We start from the raw sequence: 19,814 nt of genomic DNA, 5'->3' as shown, positions 1-19,814 counted from the left end.
ACGTTCGCGTGCGATCGCGTTCGGTCGGACATCGGCCTCCCGGTGTGGAACCGATCACTCGATCGGTGATCGAACGTTCGGAAGAGGAGGTGAACGGAGGGACGATCGGCCGCTGTCGCTCGCGACCGGCGTGGCGACCGCCCGCGATCGGCCGTTTCGGGTACTGTCGAGTGTTGCCAGGGCATCAACGGCCTTGTGAGTCGCCGAGAGAGGGAGGCATATGTCATCGTCACCTGGAGGTGCAACGGCGATCCAGCGCCTCGGCGACCGCGTCGCCGAGTGGGCGAACCGCTGGATCCCGAGCCCGTTCATCTTCGCGTTGTTGTTGACCGCGCTCGCGTACGTCGCGGCGAACGTATTCACCCCGGACGGCCCGGTCCAGAACGTCGTCAACTGGTATTCCGGCTTCTGGGCGCTGCTCGCGTTCGGGATGCAGATGGTGTTGATCCTCGTCACGGGATATGCGATCGCCGTCTCCGACGCGGTGAGCTCGTGGCTCGAACGGGTGGCGTCGATCCCGAAGGACGGCAAGCAGGCGGCCGTGTTCGTCGCCGCGATCGCGATGATCGCGGGCTACATACACTGGGGAATCGGCCTGATCGTGGGCGCGATCATCGCCATCTTCGTCGCACGGGCGGGCCACGCCCGCGATCGGACGTTCCACTACCCGCTTTTGTGCGCGGCGGGCTACACGAGCCTGCTCATCTTCAACGTGGGGCTCTCGAGCAGCGCGTCGCTGCTCTCCGCGACCGAGGGCCACGTCTTCGAGGACGTCATCGGGGTCGTCCCGCTCTCCGAGAGCGTCTTCACCGTTTACGCCGCCGGGCTCGCGGTGCTCACCTTCGTGTTCATCCTCGCGACGGTCTACCTGCTCGCACCCGAGGAGCACCACGCGACCGGGATCGAGGAGTACGCGCCGGGGCTGCTCGACGAGGGGGAGTTCGAGGCGGACGGCGACGAGGGGGACGCCCCTGGTGACGGATCCGAGGACGCCGACGGCTCCGAGGACGTCACCGAATCCGCCGTCGGTGGCGAAACGCGAACGCCGGCCGACGCGCTCAACCGGAGCCGGATCCTCGCGTACGGCGTGGCGGCCGGGATGTTCGTCTACGTCGTCCGCCACTTCGCGACCTCCGGGATCGGCGACGCCCTCGATCTGAACGTCTTCAACTTCCTGTTCATCGCGGTGGGGTTGCTCCTTCACGGGACGCCCGCGGACTACATGGACGCGATCCGCGAGGGGACCGAGGGCGCGGCCGGGATCATCCTCCAGTTCCCGTTTTACGCCGGCATCCTCGGCATCATCGCCAACTCCGGGCTGGGCGACATGATCGCGACGCTGCTCGTCGGCGTCTCGACGCCGGAGACGTTCCCCGTCATCGCGTGGCTGCTCGCCGGGTTCATGAACCTCTTCGTCCCGAGCGCGGGCGGCGAGTGGGGCGTCATCGGCGGCATCGTCGGCGGCGCGGCGGTCGAACAGGGCGTCCCGGCCGGCCAGGCGGTCATCGCCTACAGCACCGGCGACATGTGGACCAACATGTTCCAGCCGTTCTGGGCGCTGCCGCTCTTGGGTCTCACCCGGATGCGCGCCCGCGACATCCTCGGGTACACGCTCATCTTCCTCGTCGTGATGACGCCCGTCTACGCGCTCGGGCTCTACTTCCTGCCGTACTGAGGGTCGATCGTCTCGAACCCCTCGCGTCGTGAGGTTCGAGCCGTCCTTTGAACGCGTCCGCGTGTGTCGTTTTGCACCCAGTTCCCGAGTGCCGACGTCGACTCACTCCGGATCGGGGACGAACACGTGGATCGGCCACTCCCGCTCGTGGGAGAGCGCGAAGGCCTCGTCGGCCGGGGTCGGATCGCGGAACTCGAGGCGGACCGGATCGCCGATCGCGAGGTCGTCGTAGTCGGCGTCGACCCGCGCGGTCATCCGCACACCGCCCTCGAACTCCCCGATCGCGACCGGGAACGGCGCGAGATCCGAAAGCGCCGACGGCGGGTTGTGGATGCGCGTGAACGAGGCGATCTCGGCGTGCGGATCCACCTCCTCGAGATCGATCTCCCGCGCGCCACAGCGGTAACAGCGCGGACGCGGCGGCAACAGGGCGGCACCACACTCCCCGCACCGTCCCGCGAGGAGCGTGCCGTCGTCGACCGCCTCGAAGAATCCGGTGGCCGTGAAGGGGCTCCGTTTCGCGCGGGCGATCCGGTCGGGGTCTCCGGAGGCGACCCCCTCTGTGGAACCCTCGAGAGCGTCCTCGTCATCACCCCCCGAACCGTAGATCGGCCAGTCGAACGGACCGAACTCAGTGGGCGAATCCGGAGGTCCGGCCGGATCCTCGCCGTTACGGTCGCTCATGCGTCCACCCCCGACAGGAGGTGGGCGGTCGTGATCGAGTCGGCGGTTCCGCCCTCGTTGAGACACAGCGCCCGATCCGCGTCCGCGATCCGGCGATCGGGTCCGTCCGGTCGGTCAGCACCGACGATCCGCTCGTACGCCTCGACTATCTGGTATATTCCGGTCGCGCCGACCGGATGGCCGCGGGCCTTCAGCCCCCCGCTCGTGTTCACCCGGACGTCCGTACACTCGGCGGACCGTTCGTCGGGATCGAGGGCCACCTCGTGGCCGCGGCCAGCGGGGGTAAAGCCCGCGGCCTCCGCCGAGAGCGCCTCGTTGATCGAGAACGCGTCGTGGACCTCCGCGAGGTCGACGTCGCCGGCCCCGATCCCGGCCTGTTCGTAGACCGACTCGACGGCGCGTTCGACGCCCTTGAGGCGGGTGAGGTCGTGTTCGGCGATCGCGAGGGCGTCCGAGACCGCGGCGAACCCGTCGACCGCGATGGCGTTCTCGAGGCCGACGAGCCGCTCTGCGACCGACTCGCTCGCGACGATCGCCGCGGCCGACCCGTCGCTCACGGGCGCACACTCGAGCAGCTTGATCGGATCCGCGACGGGCGGCGACTCGAGGACGTCCTCGAGGGAGAACTCGCGGTCGAACTGCGCGATGGGGTTTCCACGCGCGTTTCTGTGGTTCCGGACCGCGATCCGCGCGAGGTCGGCCTCCGAGCGGTCGTGTTCGTGGAGGTATCGTTGGGCGAGCATGGCGTAGACGCCGGGGGCGGTGATCCCCGAGCGTTGGCCGAGCGTCCGCTCGGAGGCCGCCACGAGCGAGTCGGTCGCGACCGGCGTGCCGCCGGTGCTCATCGTCTCGACCCCGCAGGCGAGCACCGCGTCGTGTGTGCCCGCGGCGACGTCCGAGACCGCCTCGTGAAACGCGAGCCCCCCGGAGGCCGCACAGCCCTCGACGCGCTGGGCCGGGACGTGACGGAGTCCGGCCCACTCGGCGAACTGGGAGCCGTAGACGATCTGGTGTTCGTAGGACTCCGACTGGCTGCCCACGTAGAGGGCGTCGACGAGCTCCCGCGGCGAGGGGAGACCCGCGAAGGCCTCCTCGATCGCGAGCGAGAAGAGGTCGCGGCCGGCCATCCCGAACTGCCCGACGGGCGAGCGGCCGACCGCGACGACGTAGGGTCGTGTCATCGAGCGCGCTTGGCCCGCGGCGCACAAACGTCCTTGGGTCGTGGGAGGTGCTTTGGTCGTCCGGAACCTGCTTGCGCTGTCCGGGCGTTTATTTCACCCCGAGCGGAGTGCACCGAGGCGATGCTTTCTTGATCGGCCCACGGCTCCCTACGAACGGGAGACGAAGGGAGATGACCGACGAGAACGGCCGCGACCGCGATCGCTGTGATCGCTGTCGCGGGACGACGGAGGGGAGACGGGACGGACCGGCCGCGCCGTCGACGTCGCGGGTGTCCCCGGAGGCGGAACGAACCACCTTCGAGGTCGACGGAATGGAGTGTCTCGGCTGTCCGGGACGCATCGAGGAGGCCCTCGAGTCGATCGAGGGAGTCCACGACGCGACCGCCAGCCACGGGACCGCCACGGTCGGGATCCGATACGACGACTCGAGAGTCTCGGCGCAGGCGCTCGAGAGCCGGCTCGCCGCGGCCGGCCACGCCGTCGAGAGCCGCGATCGGGCCTTCCGGAACCGACAGGCGCGACACTGGGCCGACGCGCGCGTCGCGGCCGGGGTCATGGCCGGACTGATGGTCGCGGTCTCGTATGCGACCGTCATCTATCCCGCCCGCCACGAGTGGCTTCTCGGTCCCGCGATCGCGGACCACCTCCGTGCGGGCCTCGGGATGACGGGCGGGTTCAGCTTCCACCTCAACGTCGCGGTGCTTTCGGGGATCGTGTTGTTCTTCGCGGGACGACCCATGCTCGATCGCGGCCTCGAGGATCTTCGGTCGGGACGGGCGAGCCCGGAACTCGCGGCCGCTGGCCTCACCGTTCCGACGTACCTCCACGGCGCGGCGGTGGTGCTCGCGGGACCGATCGGCGTCGTGGACCTCGCCGCCCTGTCGATCCCGGTCCGGTTCGACGTCGTCGTCGCGACGGTGCTCGTCTGGCTCGGCCTCCGGCACGCGCTCGGGCTTTCGGCCCCGTCCGCGAGCGAGGTCGGGCCGGCCTCGGAGGGCGCACGCGAAACCCGGACTCCGGAACGGACCGATGCTCCGGCGCGGACCGACCCCACGGGCGAGCCGTGACCTTCAGCCTCTGTGTACGCGAGGCCTTCCGTGACGGCTCGGGCGAGCGTCACCGCCGGTTGGGCGTCGCGGTCACGACGCCGCTTCCCGGCGTCGGTCGTCTGTGTCCGTACGCCTCCGAGGACGCGGCGATCGCGGTCCAGTCGCACGTCGACGCCGAACTCGGCGAGCGTGCGATGTCCTATCTCGCCGACGGGCTCGCGATCGACGACGCGCTCGGCGGGCTGTTGTGCGCCGATGACGCGCGCGAACGCCGACAGATACACGGCGTCGACGGCGAGGACACCTTCGCACACACCGGCGCCGACTGTCCCGGCTGGGCCGGCCACCGCGAGGGCGAGAACGTGACCGTCGCGGGGACACACCTGGAGGGGCCGTCGGTGCTGGAGCGGACGCGTCGGGCCTACGAGTCGCACGCTCACGGCGAGGACCCGCTCGCGAGCCGGCTCGTCGACGCGCTCGCGGCGGGCCGGGAGGCCGGCGGCGACTCGCGGACGGAGCTGTCGGTCGGGTCCGCGGCTCTCCTCGTCGCATCGACCCGCGAGTACGACCCGATCGCGCCGTACTCCCACGACCTCCGTGTCGACGCCACCGAGACGCCGATCGAGGACCTCCGGGAGACCTACGAGAACGCCAGGCGAGGCTACGAGGACGTCCTCGAACGATACGCCTGAGGGAGGTCCGGTCGACGGCGACATGCCGAGCGAGGCGATCAGACCCGCCTGACGTTCACTCCCGATCGAGGTGCCCGAAGCCGGACGTTCACGTTCGACGCCCGTTCACACCCGAAGCCGGACGACGACGGGGAGGTGATCCGATGGATACCGGCCGCGGTCGTCGCGGTCCGCGAGCGTCGCGGCCGCGTCGACGTCGATTCCCTCGGAGACGAGCACGTGGTCGATGCGCCGGTTCATCACGAGCGAGCGGAAGTCCGTGAGGCTCGTGTCCGGACCGTGGCGGACCGGCGCCGACTCGACCGCGTCCGCGAGCGCCACGGTCGGGCGATCCTCGTCGGACTCGCGGCTCTCGACGGTTCCATCCGCGACGCCGCGCAGGATCCGATGGGGCTCCTCGCCGACCCGACAGTTGAGGTCGCCCAACACGACGACGGGCGTTCCCTCGGCGATCGTCGCCAGCCGGTCGGCGAGGGTCGCCGCCCCGCGTCTGCGTGCGCGGGCGCTCCGGTGGTCGAGGTGGGTGTTGCAGACGGTGAACGCGCCCGCGTCTCCGTCGCGTTCTGCCTCCGAGGGAACGATGCGGGCCCACGTCACGATCCGTGGATGGGCGCCGTCCCACCCGGCGCCGGGTTGCTCGGGCGTCTCCGAGAGCCAGAAGGTGTCGTGATCGCGGACCGTCCACCGGTCCGAGCGAACCGCGATCGGACAGCCCTCGCCCGATCCGTCCGCCAGTCGCCCGCGACCGACCAGCGCGTAGCCGGGCAGGGATTCACGGAGGTCCTCGCGCTGGCCGGCGCGCGGCTCCTGAAACCCGACCACGTCGGGGGCGTGAAACCGGACGAGCGACGCCACGCCGTCGCGACGCGCCGGCCAGCGGTCGTGACTGCCGCTCGAGTCGGCGAACCGAACGTTGTAGGTCATCGCCCGCAGTCGCCTCATGATCTCACGCGAGAACGCGAGCGGTCATAAACGGTCCGACGATCGAAACGGCGCTCGCTGGGTGCGTCCGACGCCTAGAGGTGGTCGGGGGACTCGCTTCCGTACTGGAGCTCGCCGCCGCGACCGCCCTCGACGGTCGAGGAGCCGGAGTCGCCCGAGGAGGGGACCCGGACGACCACGTCCTCGACGTCGTCGAACTCCAAGAGGAGATCGCGTTTGATGTTGGTGGCGGTGACGTTCGAGATCCCACAGCCGGAACAGGTGCCGCCGAGTTCGATCACGACCTCGCCGGTCTCGGGGTCGGCCTCGCGCACGACGCTCGTCCCGCCGTGCATCTGGATGATCGGCATCTGTCCGACCATCCACGTCTCGATCCGTTCCGCAAGCGTCTCCTCGCTCATTACCCCCGCTTCGGGCCCGAACCCCTGGAACCTTGCGGTCCGATCGGGACTGAGGGCGTTCGTCGAAACGGTTTGCGGTTACGCTCGCGTCCGATCGCCCGTGCCGCCGGTGAGCGCGCTCGCGAGGGCGCCCTTGACGACGACCTCGTCGCCGAGTTCGGTGAGCCGGAGCTCCGGGACGTTGACGAAGACCATGTCGGCGAGACGCTCGCGGATCGGATCGACGACGAGCTCGGGGTTGTTGAGCGCGACCGCCCCGCCGAGGGAGACGACGAGCGGGGCGTAGGCGTGACAGACGTTTGCGACTCCGATCGCGTTCCAGCGCGCCAATCGGTCGATCACGTGGTCCGCGAACTCGTCCTCGCCGGCGAGATCGAAGACGTCCTTCGCGGAGAACTCCGGGTCGTCGACCGGGAGTCGCGTCTCCATCCCGGTTCGATCCAGAAGCGTCCGCGCGTACTCGGGAACATTGTGGCCCGAACAGTACGCCTCCCAGTGGCCGTCCCGCCCGCACCCGCAGGTCATCGTGCCTTCGGGGTCGATGGTCATGTGGCCGACCTCGCCGGCGTTGCCGTCCCACCCCGAGAGGACGTGTCCGTCGACCGCGACGCCGGCGCCGATGCCCGTCGAGATCGTGATGTAGGCCATGTCGTCGGGGTTTCGATCGCTGTGGAACCGCTCGCCGATGACGCCGGCGTTCGTGTCGTTGTGCAGGTGGACCCGATCGGTCGAGAGCAGCTCCGAGATCGGTCCGGTAAGCGGGATGGTGTCGATCGAGTCCGGCAGGTTGGCGGGGTTCGAAACGGCCCCGGCGGCCAGATCCAGCGGGCCGATGGAAGCGATGCCGGCCGCCTCGACGTCGCCGGGATCGACGCCCGCGTTCGAACACGCCTCGCGGATCACGGCGAGGACGGCCTCGGTGACGGCGATTCCGGCCGGACCCGCCGGCGTGTCGGTCGAGGCCGATCCGAGGATCGACGCCGTGCCGTCGCCGACGACCGCCCGGACGTTCGTGGCCCCGAGGTCGACGCCCACGTAATACATCACTCCGAGAACGGTCCCCGCGACACATCAATGGCGGTGATCCTGCTCCTCGCGTGTGACGGGACGACCATTCGCACGCGTGGTTCCTACGATGCTCTACTCGTGAGTGAGCACGATGCCCTACCCGTGGAAGACTCCACGACGATCCGCCCGTCGAGGAATCTATGACGAACTACCGCGGAGGTCCTGGCGGACGAAGGTGACCGGACACGGCGCCGAGAGCATGACCTCCTGGGCGACGCTGCCGAAGACGGCCTTGCCGGTCGGGGAGCGGCGACGGCCGCCGACGACGACGCGGTCCGCCTCCACCTCCTCGGCGAGTTCGACGATCGACTCCCCCCGCTCGCCGACCACGCCGCGAACTTGGGTCTCGATGTCGTCCTCGTCCATTCGGTCCTCGAGGTCGCGGATCGAGGCGTGACGCCCCGCGACGTAATCGGGTGACGACTCCTCGCTTTGGGGATCGATGTTGAGCCGTTCGCGACTGCGATCGTACTCGTCATCGGTGTAGACGTGTGCCAACACGACCTCGGAACCGCACGGTCCGGCGACGGCCGCCGTCTCCTCGCCGAGCCGTCGAACTCGATCGTCGTTGTCCGCGCCGACCGCGAGCAGAATGGTATCGATGCCCATGGGTGGCAGTAGACACAGGGATAGTTAAAACCGATCGGTCGCCCGCTACGAGACTACGCGGGGATCCCCCCGAGTTGTGTGCTCCTCGTCTCAGTCGTCCATTCGTCCCTCTTCGCCCTCGAGAACCGCGACCTCAGCGTCGGCCGCGAGCTCCGGAACCGGCTCGGGCGAGTCGTTTCGATATCGCACCAGTTCGAACCGCTCGTAGGGGATCGTCTCCGCGACGTCCCAGCCCGCGCCGAGGTACGGGAAGTACGCCTCGCCCCCGCTCCGTTCGGGGATCTCCGAGACGTACGCCTCCGTCGCGTAGGGGACGAACGATCGGTAGATCCCCTCGCCGCCGATGACGAAGACGCGGTTCGTTCGACGTCCCTCGAGGGCGAGTTCCATCGCCCGGCCGGGATCGGTCGCGAAGGAGACTCGCGGATCGCTCGATGCCCGCGTCCCGTCGCGGCTCACGACGATCACGGGATCGCCGGGCGTGCGTCGTATCAGATCGAACGTCCGACGCCCAACGATCACGGGATTCCCCTCGACGCGTTCGCGGTACTGCTCGACGTCCTCGGGATACTCCCAGGGAACGTCCTCGCCGTCGCCGATCGCGCCGTCGCGATCGACCGCGGCGACGAGGGCGATCTCCGGGTTCCGGTCCGTGCGTTCCATCTCAGGTCAACTGGACGTCGTCGACGTCGTGGTGGCGCTTCGCGAGCGTCCGCGCGATCTCGATGGTCCGACCGGACGAGCCGATCGCGACGCCGCGGTCCTCCTCGGCCACCTCGACGTAGGCGACCCGGTCGTTCTGTTCGGAGATCGTCACCGCTCGGACCGCCGCCGGCGCGAGGGCGTTCGCCACGAACGCCTCCGGGGTGTCCGCGTTCTCGACGAGCTCGACGGAGGCGTCGAGCCGGTCCTCGACCCGCGCGACGGTCTCGCCGCCGTGACCGATCGCGGCGGCCATCTCGCCCGCGGGGACGAGGAAGACGAGCCGGTCGCCCTCCACGAGGCAGTCGATCGGCCTCACGCCGGTGATCTCGTCGAACCGCGCCATGTACCGTCGCGCCTCGTCGGAGAGCTCGACCCGCATCAGTCGTCAGCCCGGTTCGAGCCGCCGGACGGCTGTGAGCCCATCCGGAGGTCGACGTCGCCGGTGCCGATGGCGACCGGCTTGCCGGCGATGACGTTCTCGATGACGCCGTCGAGCTCGTCGTACTCGCCGTGGACGGCGGCGTCGAGCAGGTGGTTCACGGTGACCTCGAAGGCGGCCCGCGCGAGCACGGAGTCCTTCGAGCCCGAGATGCCGTGTCGGCCGATCGACTCGATCTCGCCGTTGTTCGTCATGATGTCGGCGACGAGCATCAGGTGGCGGATGTTCACGTCGTCGAGCCCCTGCTCTTCGAGCGTGTTCATCGTCTCGTCGATGATGGCCTCGCGGGCCGCCTCGACGCCCAGGTTGCGGTAGATCTCGTGGATGTTGTTACACGTGGTGCGCGTGTCGTCGACGCCCTCGATGGAGAGGACGTCTCCGAAGGCCGACCCCTCGGTGTAGAGGACGAACTCCTCCGTGTCGTCCTCGAGCTGCTCCTTGCGGATGACGACGCGGTCGACCTCCTCGATGCCCTTGAAGACGACGTCGCGAAGCTGCTCGACGAGCTGGAGCAGCTCGCGGTAGCTCGGCTGGTTGGGGCCGAACTCGATGACGGTGCCGGCCTGTCGGGCGTCGACGCCGAGGGCGTCCTCGATCGTCTCCGTGATGATCCCGGCGACCTCGGTGGGGTCCGTGTGGGTGGGCCACCGCTCCAGCAGGGTTTCCTCGTTCAGATCGATCCGAACGAGCATGTCCGCGACGTTCGTCGAGACGTCGCCGAGCGCGAGGATCTTCGTCGACTCGATGGACCAGACGACCTCGTGGGTCTTCTCGCGGTTCGTCGCGTACTCGCCCTCGAGGTGGACCGTCATCATCGGCGTGTCCGGCGTCTTCCGGGCGTCGACCAGCTCGATGAGCCGGGGAAGCCCCTGCGTGACGTCGATCTCGGCGACGCCCGCGTAGTGGAAGGTGTTCATCGTGTTGTGGGTCACGACGCCCTCCGCGGTGGTGAACGTCTCCAGTCCGGCGACAGAGAAGTCGTAGACGTACTCATGGTCGCTCGTGACCGTCTCGATCGATTCGATGCGGTCCCAGACGACGTCGCCGTTGATAGCTCGACGGAGCGTATCGAGCGCCTCCGAGTTGACGCCTGCTGTCTCTGCTTCGTCGACGAGTCGTTCCAGACGCGTGCGACCGATTCGCTGTCGGTTCGATGCTGCGTTCACTTGCCGACTTGGAATCCCGGCATCGGAGGCAACATCACGGAGCGCATCGCCGAAGTTCGGGATCTGATCGGTCACATCAGGACCGTCTCCATCCACTTCCGAAACGAGACTGTGGAGTTCTTCTCCGCGTTCGCCGATCATACCGACGCGGTCAGCGAACTGTCCGACGTGCTTTTTCGGGATCCGGAGCGTCCGTGAGCCATCCTGCTCTGCAAGCGTCGCGTGGACGCCCACTCGTGCGAGCAACAGAGCGATTCCGGCGCTAAGACGGTGGCTTCTGGAGCTGGATCGAACTGCGTTTCGGCCGACGTTCCCGTCGCCGCTGAAGTACCCACAAAGGGCTCCGCGAACGAACTCGTCGTTCGCGCCGAACGCGAAGCCGGGGACGGTCTTTTTGCCGTCCTCCAGACACGTTTCTCGAAGGAAGTCAGCGAGGATCGATCCGTTGATTCGGATGTCGTAGCCTCGTGCGAATCCGCTGTCGTTCTCGTACTCGTTGACCGTCAGGTCGAACCGCTCCGCGAACGCTCGGATTCGATCTTGGAAGTCGGAATCCACGTTGGAAACCGAGACGTAGTGATCGGTGACTGAGCCTTCCGCCAGCCACGCTCCGAGGAAGAATCCGGTCTCCTCATCAAGCGGGAATCGCTCGGGAAGCGAAACAGTACCACCGACGGGATAGACGGCGTGTTCGTCGAGTTCACCTCGATCGAGGGCGTTTCGCTTGTTGCGAAGTTGATCCTCCCCGCCAGGAACTGCCTCGACACCACCGTCGGTCAGGGTGGAGGTGTACCAATAGTCGCTCGTGGGGAGGAACTCTCGGAGATCGACGTCGTCCGAACTTTCGCCGTCGAAGGAGGCTACAACGGGAAGCCAGTCTCCCTCTGAGAGTTGCTCACCGGCCACGGGGGCGACCTCGTTTTCGAGCCGAGTGACGAACGAGTGCGCCTTGGTCGCCCGGATCGTCCGTCCGGATTCGAGCTCGAACCGGAGGAGCTCGTCCGGCGTTTCGTGACGACTAACCTCCTCGATCTGCTTCCATGCGACCTGCTCGTCCGAGCCGAGACTCAGCGTCTCCAGCCCGTCGGGTGCGATCGCGACCTCGTGATCATCGAATGATCGAGATTCGCGTGCGTCGACGACGTCATCGACGATCGCTCCGATCTCGGCGACGTTAGTCGCTCCGTTACGGCGAACGATGACGCGCTCGTCGTATGGCACGCTCATCTGCGTACCGGGCTCGCCGATCGACTGTGCGGAGACCGTCCCGACGGGATCGAGGGGATCGACGCGGGTGTCGAGATAGCGGTTCTCGACGCCGGTGACGATGTCGTTCGCCTGATCGGTCGTGATCCCGCCGTGTTCTCCGGCCTTCTCCTCGATCGTCTCGTAGAGGCGGGTCTTGAGACGTCGCGGCAGGTCCGTGTCCTCGACGAGCGCCTCGATGTCGTCGGTGACGTGATCGTAGGCCGCGGCGCCGGTCTCAGTCATCGGACTCAACCTCCAGTCCCTGCGCCTTGTTCAGCCCGGGACCGGCGTGTTCGGAGATGTTCGTCGGACGCTCCTTGCGGCCGAGGAACTCCTTTTTCTCCGCGTCGTCCTCGAACTCCGAGGAGAGCACGCGGTCGGCGATCTGTTCGACCTCGATGTCGTGGTCCTCGTTGGAGGAGACCTTGATGGGAGAGGTGCCGTCCTCGCCGAACTCGAACTGGACGAGCGTGCCGGAGGTGTCCCGGACCGACCCGTCGTACTGCGCCTCCAGCTCGGAGAGCGCGTTGATGAGCCGACGCTGGAGGTAGCCGGACTTCGAGGTCCGGACCGCCGTGTCGACGAGCCCCTCGCGGCCGCCCATCGCGTGGAAGAAGAACTCCCGCGGGGTGAGCCCGCCGCGGTAGGAGTTCTCCACGAAGCCGTGGGCCTCCGCCGAGAGGTCGTTCGGCTTGTAGTGTGAGAGCGAGCGGTCCTCGTAGCCGCGGTTGATCCGCTCGCCGCGAACCGCCTGCTGGCCGACGCAGCCGGCCATCTGGGTGAGGTTCAACATGGACCCACGCGCGCCCGAACGGGCCATCACGACCGCCGGATTGTCGTCGCCGAAGTGCTGGTCCGCGATCTCGCCGGCCGAGTCGCGGGCCTTGCCGAGCGTCTGCATGATCTTCATCTCGAGGGTCTCATCGACCGTCCGGCCGGGCAGGCTCTCCAGCTCGCCGGCCTCGTAGGAGTCGATCAGGTCATCGATGCGGTCGTAGGCGTTGTCGATCGCCTCGTCGACCTGCTCTTCGGCCTCCGCCGGGATCGACTCGTCGTCGATGCCGATCGAGAAGCCGAAGTGCATGATCGCCCGCATCGCGAGCGCCGCGACCTCGTTGATGAAGACGCGTGCGCGCGTCTCGCTGTAGACCTTCGTGATCGTGTCGACGACGTCGCCGCCGAAGGCGCCGACGGCGTCCTCGTCGATCGTACCCTCGACGAGCTGGCCGTCCTCGATGACGACGTCGTCGCCGGTCGAGGAGGTGAACTCGAGCTCGAGGTCGTCCGGGAGGAGCTCGGAGAACAGCGACCGGCCGGTCCAGTACTCCTGGCCGTCGTCGTCCACGCCGTCCGGCTCGGGCAGCTCGTCGACCCGCGTCGCACGCAGCAGGTCGAGCGCCTGCGTCTCCGTGAACTCGGGGTTCGTGTGGGTGAGCAGGTAGGTGCCTGAGATGTGGTCCTGGATGGCGCCGATGATGTTCTCGCCGAACCGCGGCGAGAGGATCTGCTCTTGGACGCGCATCAACACGCGCGCCTCGGCGCGCGCCTCCTCGTTCTGGAGGGCGTGCATGTTCATCTCGTCGCCGTCGAAGTCGGCGTTGTAGGGCGGACAGACCGTGGTGTTGAGCCGGAAGGTCTTGTAGGGCATCACCACGACCTCGTGGGCCATGATCGACATCCGGTGGAGCGACGGCTGCCGGTTGAAGATCACGATGTCGCCGTCGATCAGGTGTCGGTTGACCTCCCATCCCTCCTCGATCTTCTCAGAGAGCTCCTCGCAGTTGGTCTCGGTCACCTTGAGCCGGCGACCGTCGGGTCGGCGAACGTAGTTCGCGCCGGGGTGTTTCTCGGGGCCGTTCCGGACGTACTGGCGTGCCTCCTCGACGTTCCGCTCGGTGACGTTCAGCGTCTGGGTCATCTCGGTGGCGACCCGGTCCGGGACGCCGACCTCGTTGAGCGAGAGCGTTGGGTCGGGCGAGATGACGGTCCGCGCGGAGAAGTTCACGCGCTTTCCGGAGAGCGATCCGCGGAAGCGACCCTCCTTGCCCTTCAGCCGCTGGGAGAGCGTCTTCAGCGGACGCCCGGAGCGGTGTCGTGCGGGCGGGGTTCCGGAGATCTCGTTGTCGACGAACGTCGTCACGTGGTACTGCAACAGCTCCCAGAGGTCCTCGATGATGAGCTGTGGCGCGCCGGCCTCGCGGTTCTCCATGAACCGCTGGTTGATCCGGATGATGTCGACGAGCTTGTGCGTGAGGTCGTCCTCCGACCGCTGGCCGTTGTCGAGGGTGATCGACGGCCGGGTGGTCACCGGCGGAACCGGGAGCACGGTCAGGATCATCCACTCCGGACGGGAGTGTTCGGCGTCGATGCCGAGCACCTCGAGGTCCTCGTCGGGGATGTCCTCGAACCAGTCGCGAATGTCCGAGGGCATGAGCTTGTTCATGTCCTCCTCGGTCAGGTCGACGTCGAGCGCGCGCTCGATCGCACGGCGGTCCTCGTCGCGCGGCCGGAACTCGCCGGAGAGGATGTCGTTGATCCGATCGAGGGCGATCCCGGTCTCGTCGGCCAGCTCCGAGGGGGAGGTGCCCGTGTCCTCCTCGTCGTCGGGGTCCGGCTGCATCGCCTCGGCGATGTGCTCGGAGTACTCCCCCGAGAGAACGTCCTGTACCTCGTAGTAGGTCGTCGGCTTCTCGTGTTTGATGTCGGCCTGCGGGTCGCCACAGAACGGACACGTCGAGGCCTTGCGGGCCTGCCGCACCGCGGCCTTCAGGACGTCAGTCTGGTCGTCGCCGAGCTCGCGAGCGCGCTCGTAGCGCTCGCTGAACTCCTCGCGTTCGTGCTCCTCGAGCGCGAGCCGCCCGCACTCGCGACACGTCGATCGAAGCAGCCGTCGAATGAGCTTCGTGAAGCCGACGTGGATGACCGGCGCGGCCAGCTCGATGTGGCCGAAGTGGCCGTTACACGACCCCGAGTGGGATCCGCAGGTCCGACACTCCAAGCCCGGATCGATGACGCCGAGCCGGGGGTCCATGAGCCCCATGTCGATGGGGTAGCCGTCGTCGTCGTAGGTGTCCGCCGTGATGACCTTGGTCGCGGACATGTCCCGATACGTCTCCGGGTCCATCAGCCCGAAGGAGATGCCGCCGAGTTCTTTTGGTGTTTGCATTGACATGTGGTGTGCCTCCTAGACCGCGTCCTCCAGCTCGAGTTTCGGTCGAATGCCGAGGGCGATCATCTCATCGAGCAGGAGCTTGAACGCGTAGCTGACCTCCAGCTCGTGGATGTCGTCCTCGTCGCCGGTCACCGGGTCGTACACGCGACGCTGTTCGCGGTCCTCGACGGCGACGAGTCCCGTCTCCGCGGAGATGTAGACGTTCTCCGCGTCCGAGGACTCCAGCAGCCGCTCGTTGAGGACCATCGCCGCGCCGTGGCCGATGACGGTGTCGCGTTCCATCTCGCCGACGCGAAGCCCGCCCTCGCGGGCGCGTCCCTCGGTCGGCTGGCGGGTGAGCACCTGCACGGGGCCGCGCGAGCGGGCGTGCAGCTTGTTCGAGACCATGTGGTAGAGCTTGTGGTAGAAGATGGTCCCGACGAAGATCTCCGCCTCGATCTTCTCGCCGGTGACGCCGGAGTACATGACCTCCTTGCCCGAGGACTTGAAGCCGTTCTCCTCGAGGGAGCCGCGAAGCTCCTCCTCCTCTTCGCCCTGGAAGGGCGTGCCGTCGACGCGCTCGCCGCGGAGCGAGCCGACCTTGCCGCCGAGCATCTCCAGGACGTGGCCGACCGTCATCCGCGAGGGGAGCGCGTGCGGGTTGACGATGAGGTCCGGGACGACGCCCTCCTCGGTGAAGGGCATGTCCTCCTGGGGCGCGAGGTGGCCGACGACGCCCTTCTGGCCGTGTCGGGACGCGAACTTGTCTCCGAGTTCGGGGATCCGCTGGTCGCGGACCTTCACCTTCGAGAGCTTCGAGCCGTCCTCGCCCTCCATCAGCGTGACCGTGTCGACGACGCCGTCCTCGCCGGACCGCATCGTCACGGACGTCTCACGCCGCTTTTGCGGCGAGAGCCCGCCCATGTCGTCGGGCTCCTCGAGGAATCGCGGCGGGCTCGTCTTGCCGAGCAGGACAGACGACTCGTCAACCTTGGTCTCGGGGTTGACGAGGCCGTCCTCGTCGAGGTGCGTGTAGGCGTCCTCGCCGCGCGCGCCGCGAACGTCCTGGCTCGGGATCTCGAAGCGGTCCTCCTGGCCGCCGGGATAGCGTCGTTCCTCGCCCTCGTAGGTCCGGAAGAAGTGCGAGCGCGCGAGCGCCCGATCGACGGAGCCCTGGTTCATCACGAGCGCGTCCTCGATGTTGAACCCCTCGTAGGACATGACCGCGACGACGAAGTTCTGTGCGGCCGGCCGGTCGTCGAAGTTGATCTGTTCGGTCGTCTGGGTCTTCACCATCGACAGCTGCGGGTAGTGCATCAGGTGCTGTCGGGTGTCCGGGCGGATCCGGTAGTTGGCGGAGGGCAGCCCCAGCGACTGCTTCATCATCCCCGCGCCCATGGTGATGCGCGGACTGGCGTTGTGTTCGGGGTAGGGGATCATGCCCGCGCCGATCCCGAAGATGAGCTGCGGGTCGATCTCGAGGTGGGTGTGGTCCTCCTCCAGGTCGTCCTCGTCGATCGCGACGTAGACGTCCTCCTCCTCCTCGGCGTCGATGAACTCGACGTAGCCGCGGTCGACGAGGTCCTGGAACTCGAGGTCGTCGTTCTCGACCGCCTCGATCTCCTCGTCGGACAGCAGCGGCTCGCCGTCCTCGACGACGATCAGCGGCCGGCGGGCCCGCCCCGCGTCCGCGTTCACGATCACTTCCCGCGTGCGGTCCTTCACCGAGACGTTGACCATCTCGGAGACGTCGCCGCGGCGCCGTGCCTCTCGGATCTGTTCGGCGAGCTCGTCCGGGTCCGGATGGGTCCCGACCAGGCTGCCGTTGACGTAGACTTTCGCCTCGCGTTCTGATGCCATGTTAGTCGTCCGCCGTGGTTCGTTCGACGCCCTCGATGCCGGGGATCCCCTCGACACCCATCGACGCCAGTTCGCGTTTGAGTCCCTGTTCGTTCTCGACGTCCTGTGAGAGCTCCATCGCCTGTGCGAAGTTCTTCACCAGGCCACAGTTCGGCCCCTCCGGGGTCTCGGAGGGACAGATGCGACCCCACTGGGTCGCGTGCAGGTCCCGCGCCTCGAAGTGCGGCTGCGAGCGCGAAAGCGGCGATCGGAGCCGACGGAGGTGCGAGAGCACGCCCATGTAGTCCGTCCGATCGACGAGCTGGGAGACGCCCGACCGGCCGCCGACCCAGTTGCCCGTCGCGATCGGGTGTTCGAGCCGCTCGGTCAAGACGTCCGAGCGGACCACCGTGTTGACGGTGAGCTGTCGGTTCCGCATGTTGGCCCGCTCGAGCTGGTACTTGACGTCGCGGGAGAGCTTGTTCAGCGCCGTCCGGAAGAGGTCCTTCATCAGGTCGCCGGAGACCTTCAGCCGCTTGTTGGCGTAGTGGTCCTTGTCGTCGGATTCGCGTCGACCGAGCGCGAGCTCGAAGCACGCCTCGGCCATCCGACAGAGGTAGTAGGCCTTGTTGATACGGACGTCCTCCTCCTCGACGCCCTCCTCGTGGAGGTGCGGAAGGAGGTACCGGTCGATGACGTAGTTGGCCCGCTTGAGCTGGTAGTTCTTGCCCTGGCCGCTGGCGACGCGCTTGCCGAGCTCCTCGATGGCCTCCTCCTCGGTCTGGACGGAGGCCTCCTCCAGGTTCTCGAGCATGTACTTCACGATCTCCGGGTCGTCGGAGACGCGGTGGACGATCTCCTCGTCGGACTCGAGTCCGAGCGCACGCACGAGAGTCACGAAGTCGATCGAGCCCGAGACGGACGGGAACGACACCTCGAGGAGCCCCTCGCGGTTGCGCTCACAAAGCACCAGCGCGCGGTACCCGCGGCGCTGGGAGAACGTCTTTGCGACCTGGATCTCGTCGCCGTACTTCGTGTCGTACTCCGCGAGGATCTTGTTCGGCGCGAGGTCCTCGGAGGTCATCAACACGCGCTCGGAGCCGTTGACGATGAAGTAGCCGCCGGGGTCGACGGGGTCCTCGCCGATGTCGATGAGCTCCTCGTCGGAGAACCCGGCCATGTTGCACTTGTTCGAGCCGACCATGACCGGCATCCGGCCGACCTTGGTCTCCGTCGAGTCGACGACCGTCTCCGGTTCCTCCTCGCCGCCGCGAACGATGGACATCTCCATGAAGACCGGCGCGGAGTAGGTGATGTTCCGCAGGCGGGCCTCCTGGGGGTACAGAAGCTCCTCGGAGCCGTCCGCCTCGCGGACGCGGGGCGTGACCATCCGAACGTCGCCGAGTTCGACGTAGACGGGCTCTTGGCCCTCCTTGTCGCCGATGTCGGTCTCGATCGTCTCCTTCTCGTCGACGACGTCCTGCATGCCGCGACCGAGGAAGTTGTTGAACGATCGAAAGTGGTGTTCTGCGAGCCGTTCGTCCGAGAAGTACTCACGCGAGACCGCGCGTCGTGCTTGCCTGTTCATGAAACTACGAGTCGATAGACGATCGCCCGATCGGTCGTCCGCGACTCTCGGACGATCCGGATCACGTCGCCCGGTTCGGCCTCGTCGGGCAACGCGGGATCGGTGCGTTTGATCTTCGGCAGGTCGGTCCGTGCGACGTCGTACTCCGCGAGCACCTCGTCGATTTCCTCGGGATCGTCGAGGAGCTCGTGGTCGGGAACGAGTTCGTGGTCAGTTACGTTTACCATGGGTGCTGGGGGAAGAAGCTATCACGAGATACTACAGGTCGTTATATCCCCCAGACGCATAAGGGTTGCCAACTTCGATCGGGAGACGCAGCTATCCGATCGCGGGCGAGTGCTATCGAAACACACGGCGTATCCGCATAAAAGCATGACGCCGCATCGCGAGGCGGGTTCGCCCCCGATCGCCGGCCGACGACCTTCGGATCCCCTGCTACAGCACCACTCCCCGAGGTTCGCGTCGCGGGTCGATCGTCCGAATTGCGTGTCGGAAGCGCCCCGAACGCCGCCGCGCCGGATGGGAGTAATCGGCACGCCTGCGTCGGATGACAAGCCTTATTTGTGACACAGGGCTACCCGCAGGTGCAGCAGGCCCGGATGGTGTAGTGGCCCATCATACGACCCTGTCACGGTCGTGACGCGGGTTCAAATCCCGCTCCGGGCGCCTCCTCGCTGCATCCACCGGCCCGGATGGTGTAGTGGCCCATCATACGACCCTGTCACGGTCGTGACGCGGGTTCAAATCCCGCTCCGGGCGTTTTTCGACGAACGACACGGCGAGCGGAGCGAGCCGTTCGTCGAAAACGCGTGCGAGGGGATCTGAATCAGGGAGTGGAGGGAACGGAGTGAGTGGAACGACTGAGGTTCAAACCCCGCTCCGGGCGCTTTTGCCGACTCCAACCAGTGAGCGAGGCGTCTACGTGTGTTCTCTACGGGAGCCGTGAGCGGGCGGCGCCGATCCGTTCGTCGACGTCAACCGTCCTCGAGCAGTCCGAGATCGCGGGCCACGAGGTCCGCCAGGCTGTCGGCGACGCCCGGATCGACCTCTGCCAGCTCCTCGCCGTCGTGTCGGTTCTCGTTGTGTCGATCGATGGAGGCGGCGAGATCGGAGAGCGGGACCCGCGTCGTGGTGTCACAGGCCGAACAGCGGATCGGGACCGTCGGATCGTCCCCGGAGTCGTCGGGGGTCGCGCTCGCGTCCGTCTCTCGCGTGTCGCCGTCGTCGGTCATTCGACGTGGTGTGGTTCACGCGTCGTCATAAACACGTTGATGCGAGCGACCTCGATGCGGAGCGACCTCGCCGCCCGTGTTGGAGGTGCCCCGAGAGCGCTCGCGGCGACGTCCGACCACACCGCTTATTCGACCCCGCGTCCAA

At 67.4% G+C, this 19,814-nt stretch carries 17 protein-coding genes and 2 tRNA genes; 5 read left to right on the top strand and 14 right to left on the bottom strand.

Annotated features, from left to right (window positions below; translation table 11 throughout):
• Nucleotides 1-220: 220 nt before the first annotated feature.
• Nucleotides 221-1,675 carry a short-chain fatty acid transporter gene (locus tag ACZ5YD_RS09485; RefSeq protein WP_379742879.1) on the top strand — a complete coding sequence of 485 codons (1,455 nt, stop codon included), beginning with the start codon at nucleotides 221-223 and terminating at the stop codon, nucleotides 1,673-1,675.
• Nucleotides 1,676-1,777: 102 nt separating this feature from the next.
• On the opposite strand, the gene ACZ5YD_RS09480 is transcribed toward ACZ5YD_RS09485, so the two are convergent.
• Both ACZ5YD_RS09480 and ACZ5YD_RS09475 read right to left on the bottom strand, forming a co-directional pair.
• On the bottom strand, nucleotides 1,778-2,359 hold the full coding sequence (locus ACZ5YD_RS09480) for a Zn-ribbon domain-containing OB-fold protein (RefSeq protein WP_379742876.1): 582 nt from the start codon (nucleotides 2,357-2,359) through the stop codon (nucleotides 1,778-1,780).
• Nucleotides 2,356-3,540, bottom strand: coding sequence for a thiolase C-terminal domain-containing protein (locus ACZ5YD_RS09475; protein WP_379742873.1), 1,185 nt, complete (start codon nucleotides 3,538-3,540; stop codon nucleotides 2,356-2,358). The genes ACZ5YD_RS09480 and ACZ5YD_RS09475 overlap by 4 nt, the downstream gene beginning before the upstream one ends.
• A 170-nt stretch (nucleotides 3,541-3,710) precedes the next feature.
• Between ACZ5YD_RS09475 and ACZ5YD_RS09470 the strand changes: the two genes are divergently transcribed.
• Entirely contained in the window at nucleotides 3,711-4,607 is an 897-nt protein-coding gene (locus ACZ5YD_RS09470; protein WP_379742870.1) for a cation transporter, read from the top strand.
• A complete protein-coding gene (locus ACZ5YD_RS09465; RefSeq protein ID WP_379742867.1) occupies nucleotides 4,604-5,281 on the top strand; it encodes a DUF1028 domain-containing protein in 678 nt (225 codons plus the stop codon). Before ACZ5YD_RS09470 ends, ACZ5YD_RS09465 begins: the two co-directional genes overlap by 4 nt.
• Nucleotides 5,282-5,386: 105 nt before the next feature.
• On the opposite strand, the gene ACZ5YD_RS09460 is transcribed toward ACZ5YD_RS09465, so the two are convergent.
• The 11 genes from ACZ5YD_RS09460 to ACZ5YD_RS09410 all read right to left on the bottom strand — a co-directional run bounded on the left by ACZ5YD_RS09460 (nucleotide 5,387) and on the right by ACZ5YD_RS09410 (nucleotide 18,664).
• The gene (locus tag ACZ5YD_RS09460; RefSeq protein ID WP_379742864.1) at nucleotides 5,387-6,223 is read right to left on the bottom strand and encodes an endonuclease/exonuclease/phosphatase family protein; all 837 of its coding nucleotides are present in this window, start codon (nucleotides 6,221-6,223) and stop codon (nucleotides 5,387-5,389) included.
• A gap of 74 nt (nucleotides 6,224-6,297) precedes the next feature.
• Complete coding sequence (locus tag ACZ5YD_RS09455; RefSeq protein WP_379742861.1) at nucleotides 6,298-6,624, bottom strand: NifU family protein; 327 nt, start codon at nucleotides 6,622-6,624, stop codon at nucleotides 6,298-6,300.
• Nucleotides 6,625-6,702: 78 nt separating this feature from the next.
• A complete protein-coding gene (locus ACZ5YD_RS09450) occupies nucleotides 6,703-7,668 on the bottom strand; it encodes an ROK family protein (protein WP_379742858.1) in 966 nt (321 codons plus the stop codon).
• Nucleotides 7,669-7,830: 162 nt separating this feature from the next.
• Nucleotides 7,831-8,301, bottom strand: coding sequence for a universal stress protein (locus ACZ5YD_RS09445; RefSeq protein ID WP_379742855.1), 471 nt, complete (start codon nucleotides 8,299-8,301; stop codon nucleotides 7,831-7,833).
• A gap of 90 nt (nucleotides 8,302-8,391) precedes the next feature.
• A complete protein-coding gene (locus ACZ5YD_RS09440) occupies nucleotides 8,392-8,964 on the bottom strand; it encodes a dihydrofolate reductase (RefSeq protein WP_379742852.1) in 573 nt (190 codons plus the stop codon).
• 1 nt (nucleotide 8,965) lies between these two features.
• A complete protein-coding gene (locus ACZ5YD_RS09435; RefSeq protein ID WP_379742849.1) occupies nucleotides 8,966-9,385 on the bottom strand; it encodes a NusA-like transcription termination signal-binding factor in 420 nt (139 codons plus the stop codon).
• The gene (locus tag ACZ5YD_RS09430) at nucleotides 9,385-12,102 is read right to left on the bottom strand and encodes a DNA-directed RNA polymerase subunit A'' (protein ID WP_379742847.1); all 2,718 of its coding nucleotides are present in this window, start codon (nucleotides 12,100-12,102) and stop codon (nucleotides 9,385-9,387) included. Before ACZ5YD_RS09430 ends, ACZ5YD_RS09435 begins: the two co-directional genes overlap by 1 nt.
• Nucleotides 12,095-15,025: a DNA-directed RNA polymerase subunit A' gene (locus ACZ5YD_RS09425; RefSeq protein ID WP_379743074.1), complete on the bottom strand. Its 2,931-nt coding sequence runs from the start codon at nucleotides 15,023-15,025 to the stop codon at nucleotides 12,095-12,097. Before ACZ5YD_RS09425 ends, ACZ5YD_RS09430 begins: the two co-directional genes overlap by 8 nt.
• An 18-nt stretch (nucleotides 15,026-15,043) precedes the next feature.
• Complete coding sequence (gene rpoB / locus ACZ5YD_RS09420) at nucleotides 15,044-16,870, bottom strand: DNA-directed RNA polymerase subunit B (protein ID WP_379742844.1); 1,827 nt, start codon at nucleotides 16,868-16,870, stop codon at nucleotides 15,044-15,046.
• 1 nt (nucleotide 16,871) lies between these two features.
• Nucleotides 16,872-18,437, bottom strand: a complete 1,566-nt coding sequence (locus ACZ5YD_RS09415; RefSeq protein ID WP_379742841.1) for a DNA-directed RNA polymerase subunit B'' — start codon at nucleotides 18,435-18,437, stop codon at nucleotides 16,872-16,874.
• Nucleotides 18,434-18,664: a DNA-directed RNA polymerase subunit H gene (locus ACZ5YD_RS09410; protein WP_379742839.1), complete on the bottom strand. Its 231-nt coding sequence runs from the start codon at nucleotides 18,662-18,664 to the stop codon at nucleotides 18,434-18,436. Before ACZ5YD_RS09410 ends, ACZ5YD_RS09415 begins: the two co-directional genes overlap by 4 nt.
• Nucleotides 18,665-19,030: 366 nt before the next feature.
• Here ACZ5YD_RS09410 and ACZ5YD_RS09405 point away from each other — a divergent pair.
• Both ACZ5YD_RS09405 and ACZ5YD_RS09400 read left to right on the top strand, forming a co-directional pair.
• Nucleotides 19,031-19,103, top strand: a tRNA-Asp gene (locus tag ACZ5YD_RS09405).
• A gap of 20 nt (nucleotides 19,104-19,123) precedes the next feature.
• Nucleotides 19,124-19,196 (top strand) — tRNA-Asp (locus tag ACZ5YD_RS09400).
• A 215-nt stretch (nucleotides 19,197-19,411) separates the two neighbouring features.
• Here ACZ5YD_RS09400 and ACZ5YD_RS09395 read toward each other — a convergent pair.
• Nucleotides 19,412-19,669, bottom strand: coding sequence for a hypothetical protein (locus ACZ5YD_RS09395; RefSeq protein ID WP_379742836.1), 258 nt, complete (start codon nucleotides 19,667-19,669; stop codon nucleotides 19,412-19,414).
• Nucleotides 19,670-19,814: the final 145 nt, after the last annotated feature.

Source organism: Halopenitus salinus (assembly GCF_055397165.1).
The sequence above is the reverse complement of the archived record's forward strand: the minus strand, read 5'-3'. Positions and strand labels throughout refer to the sequence as shown.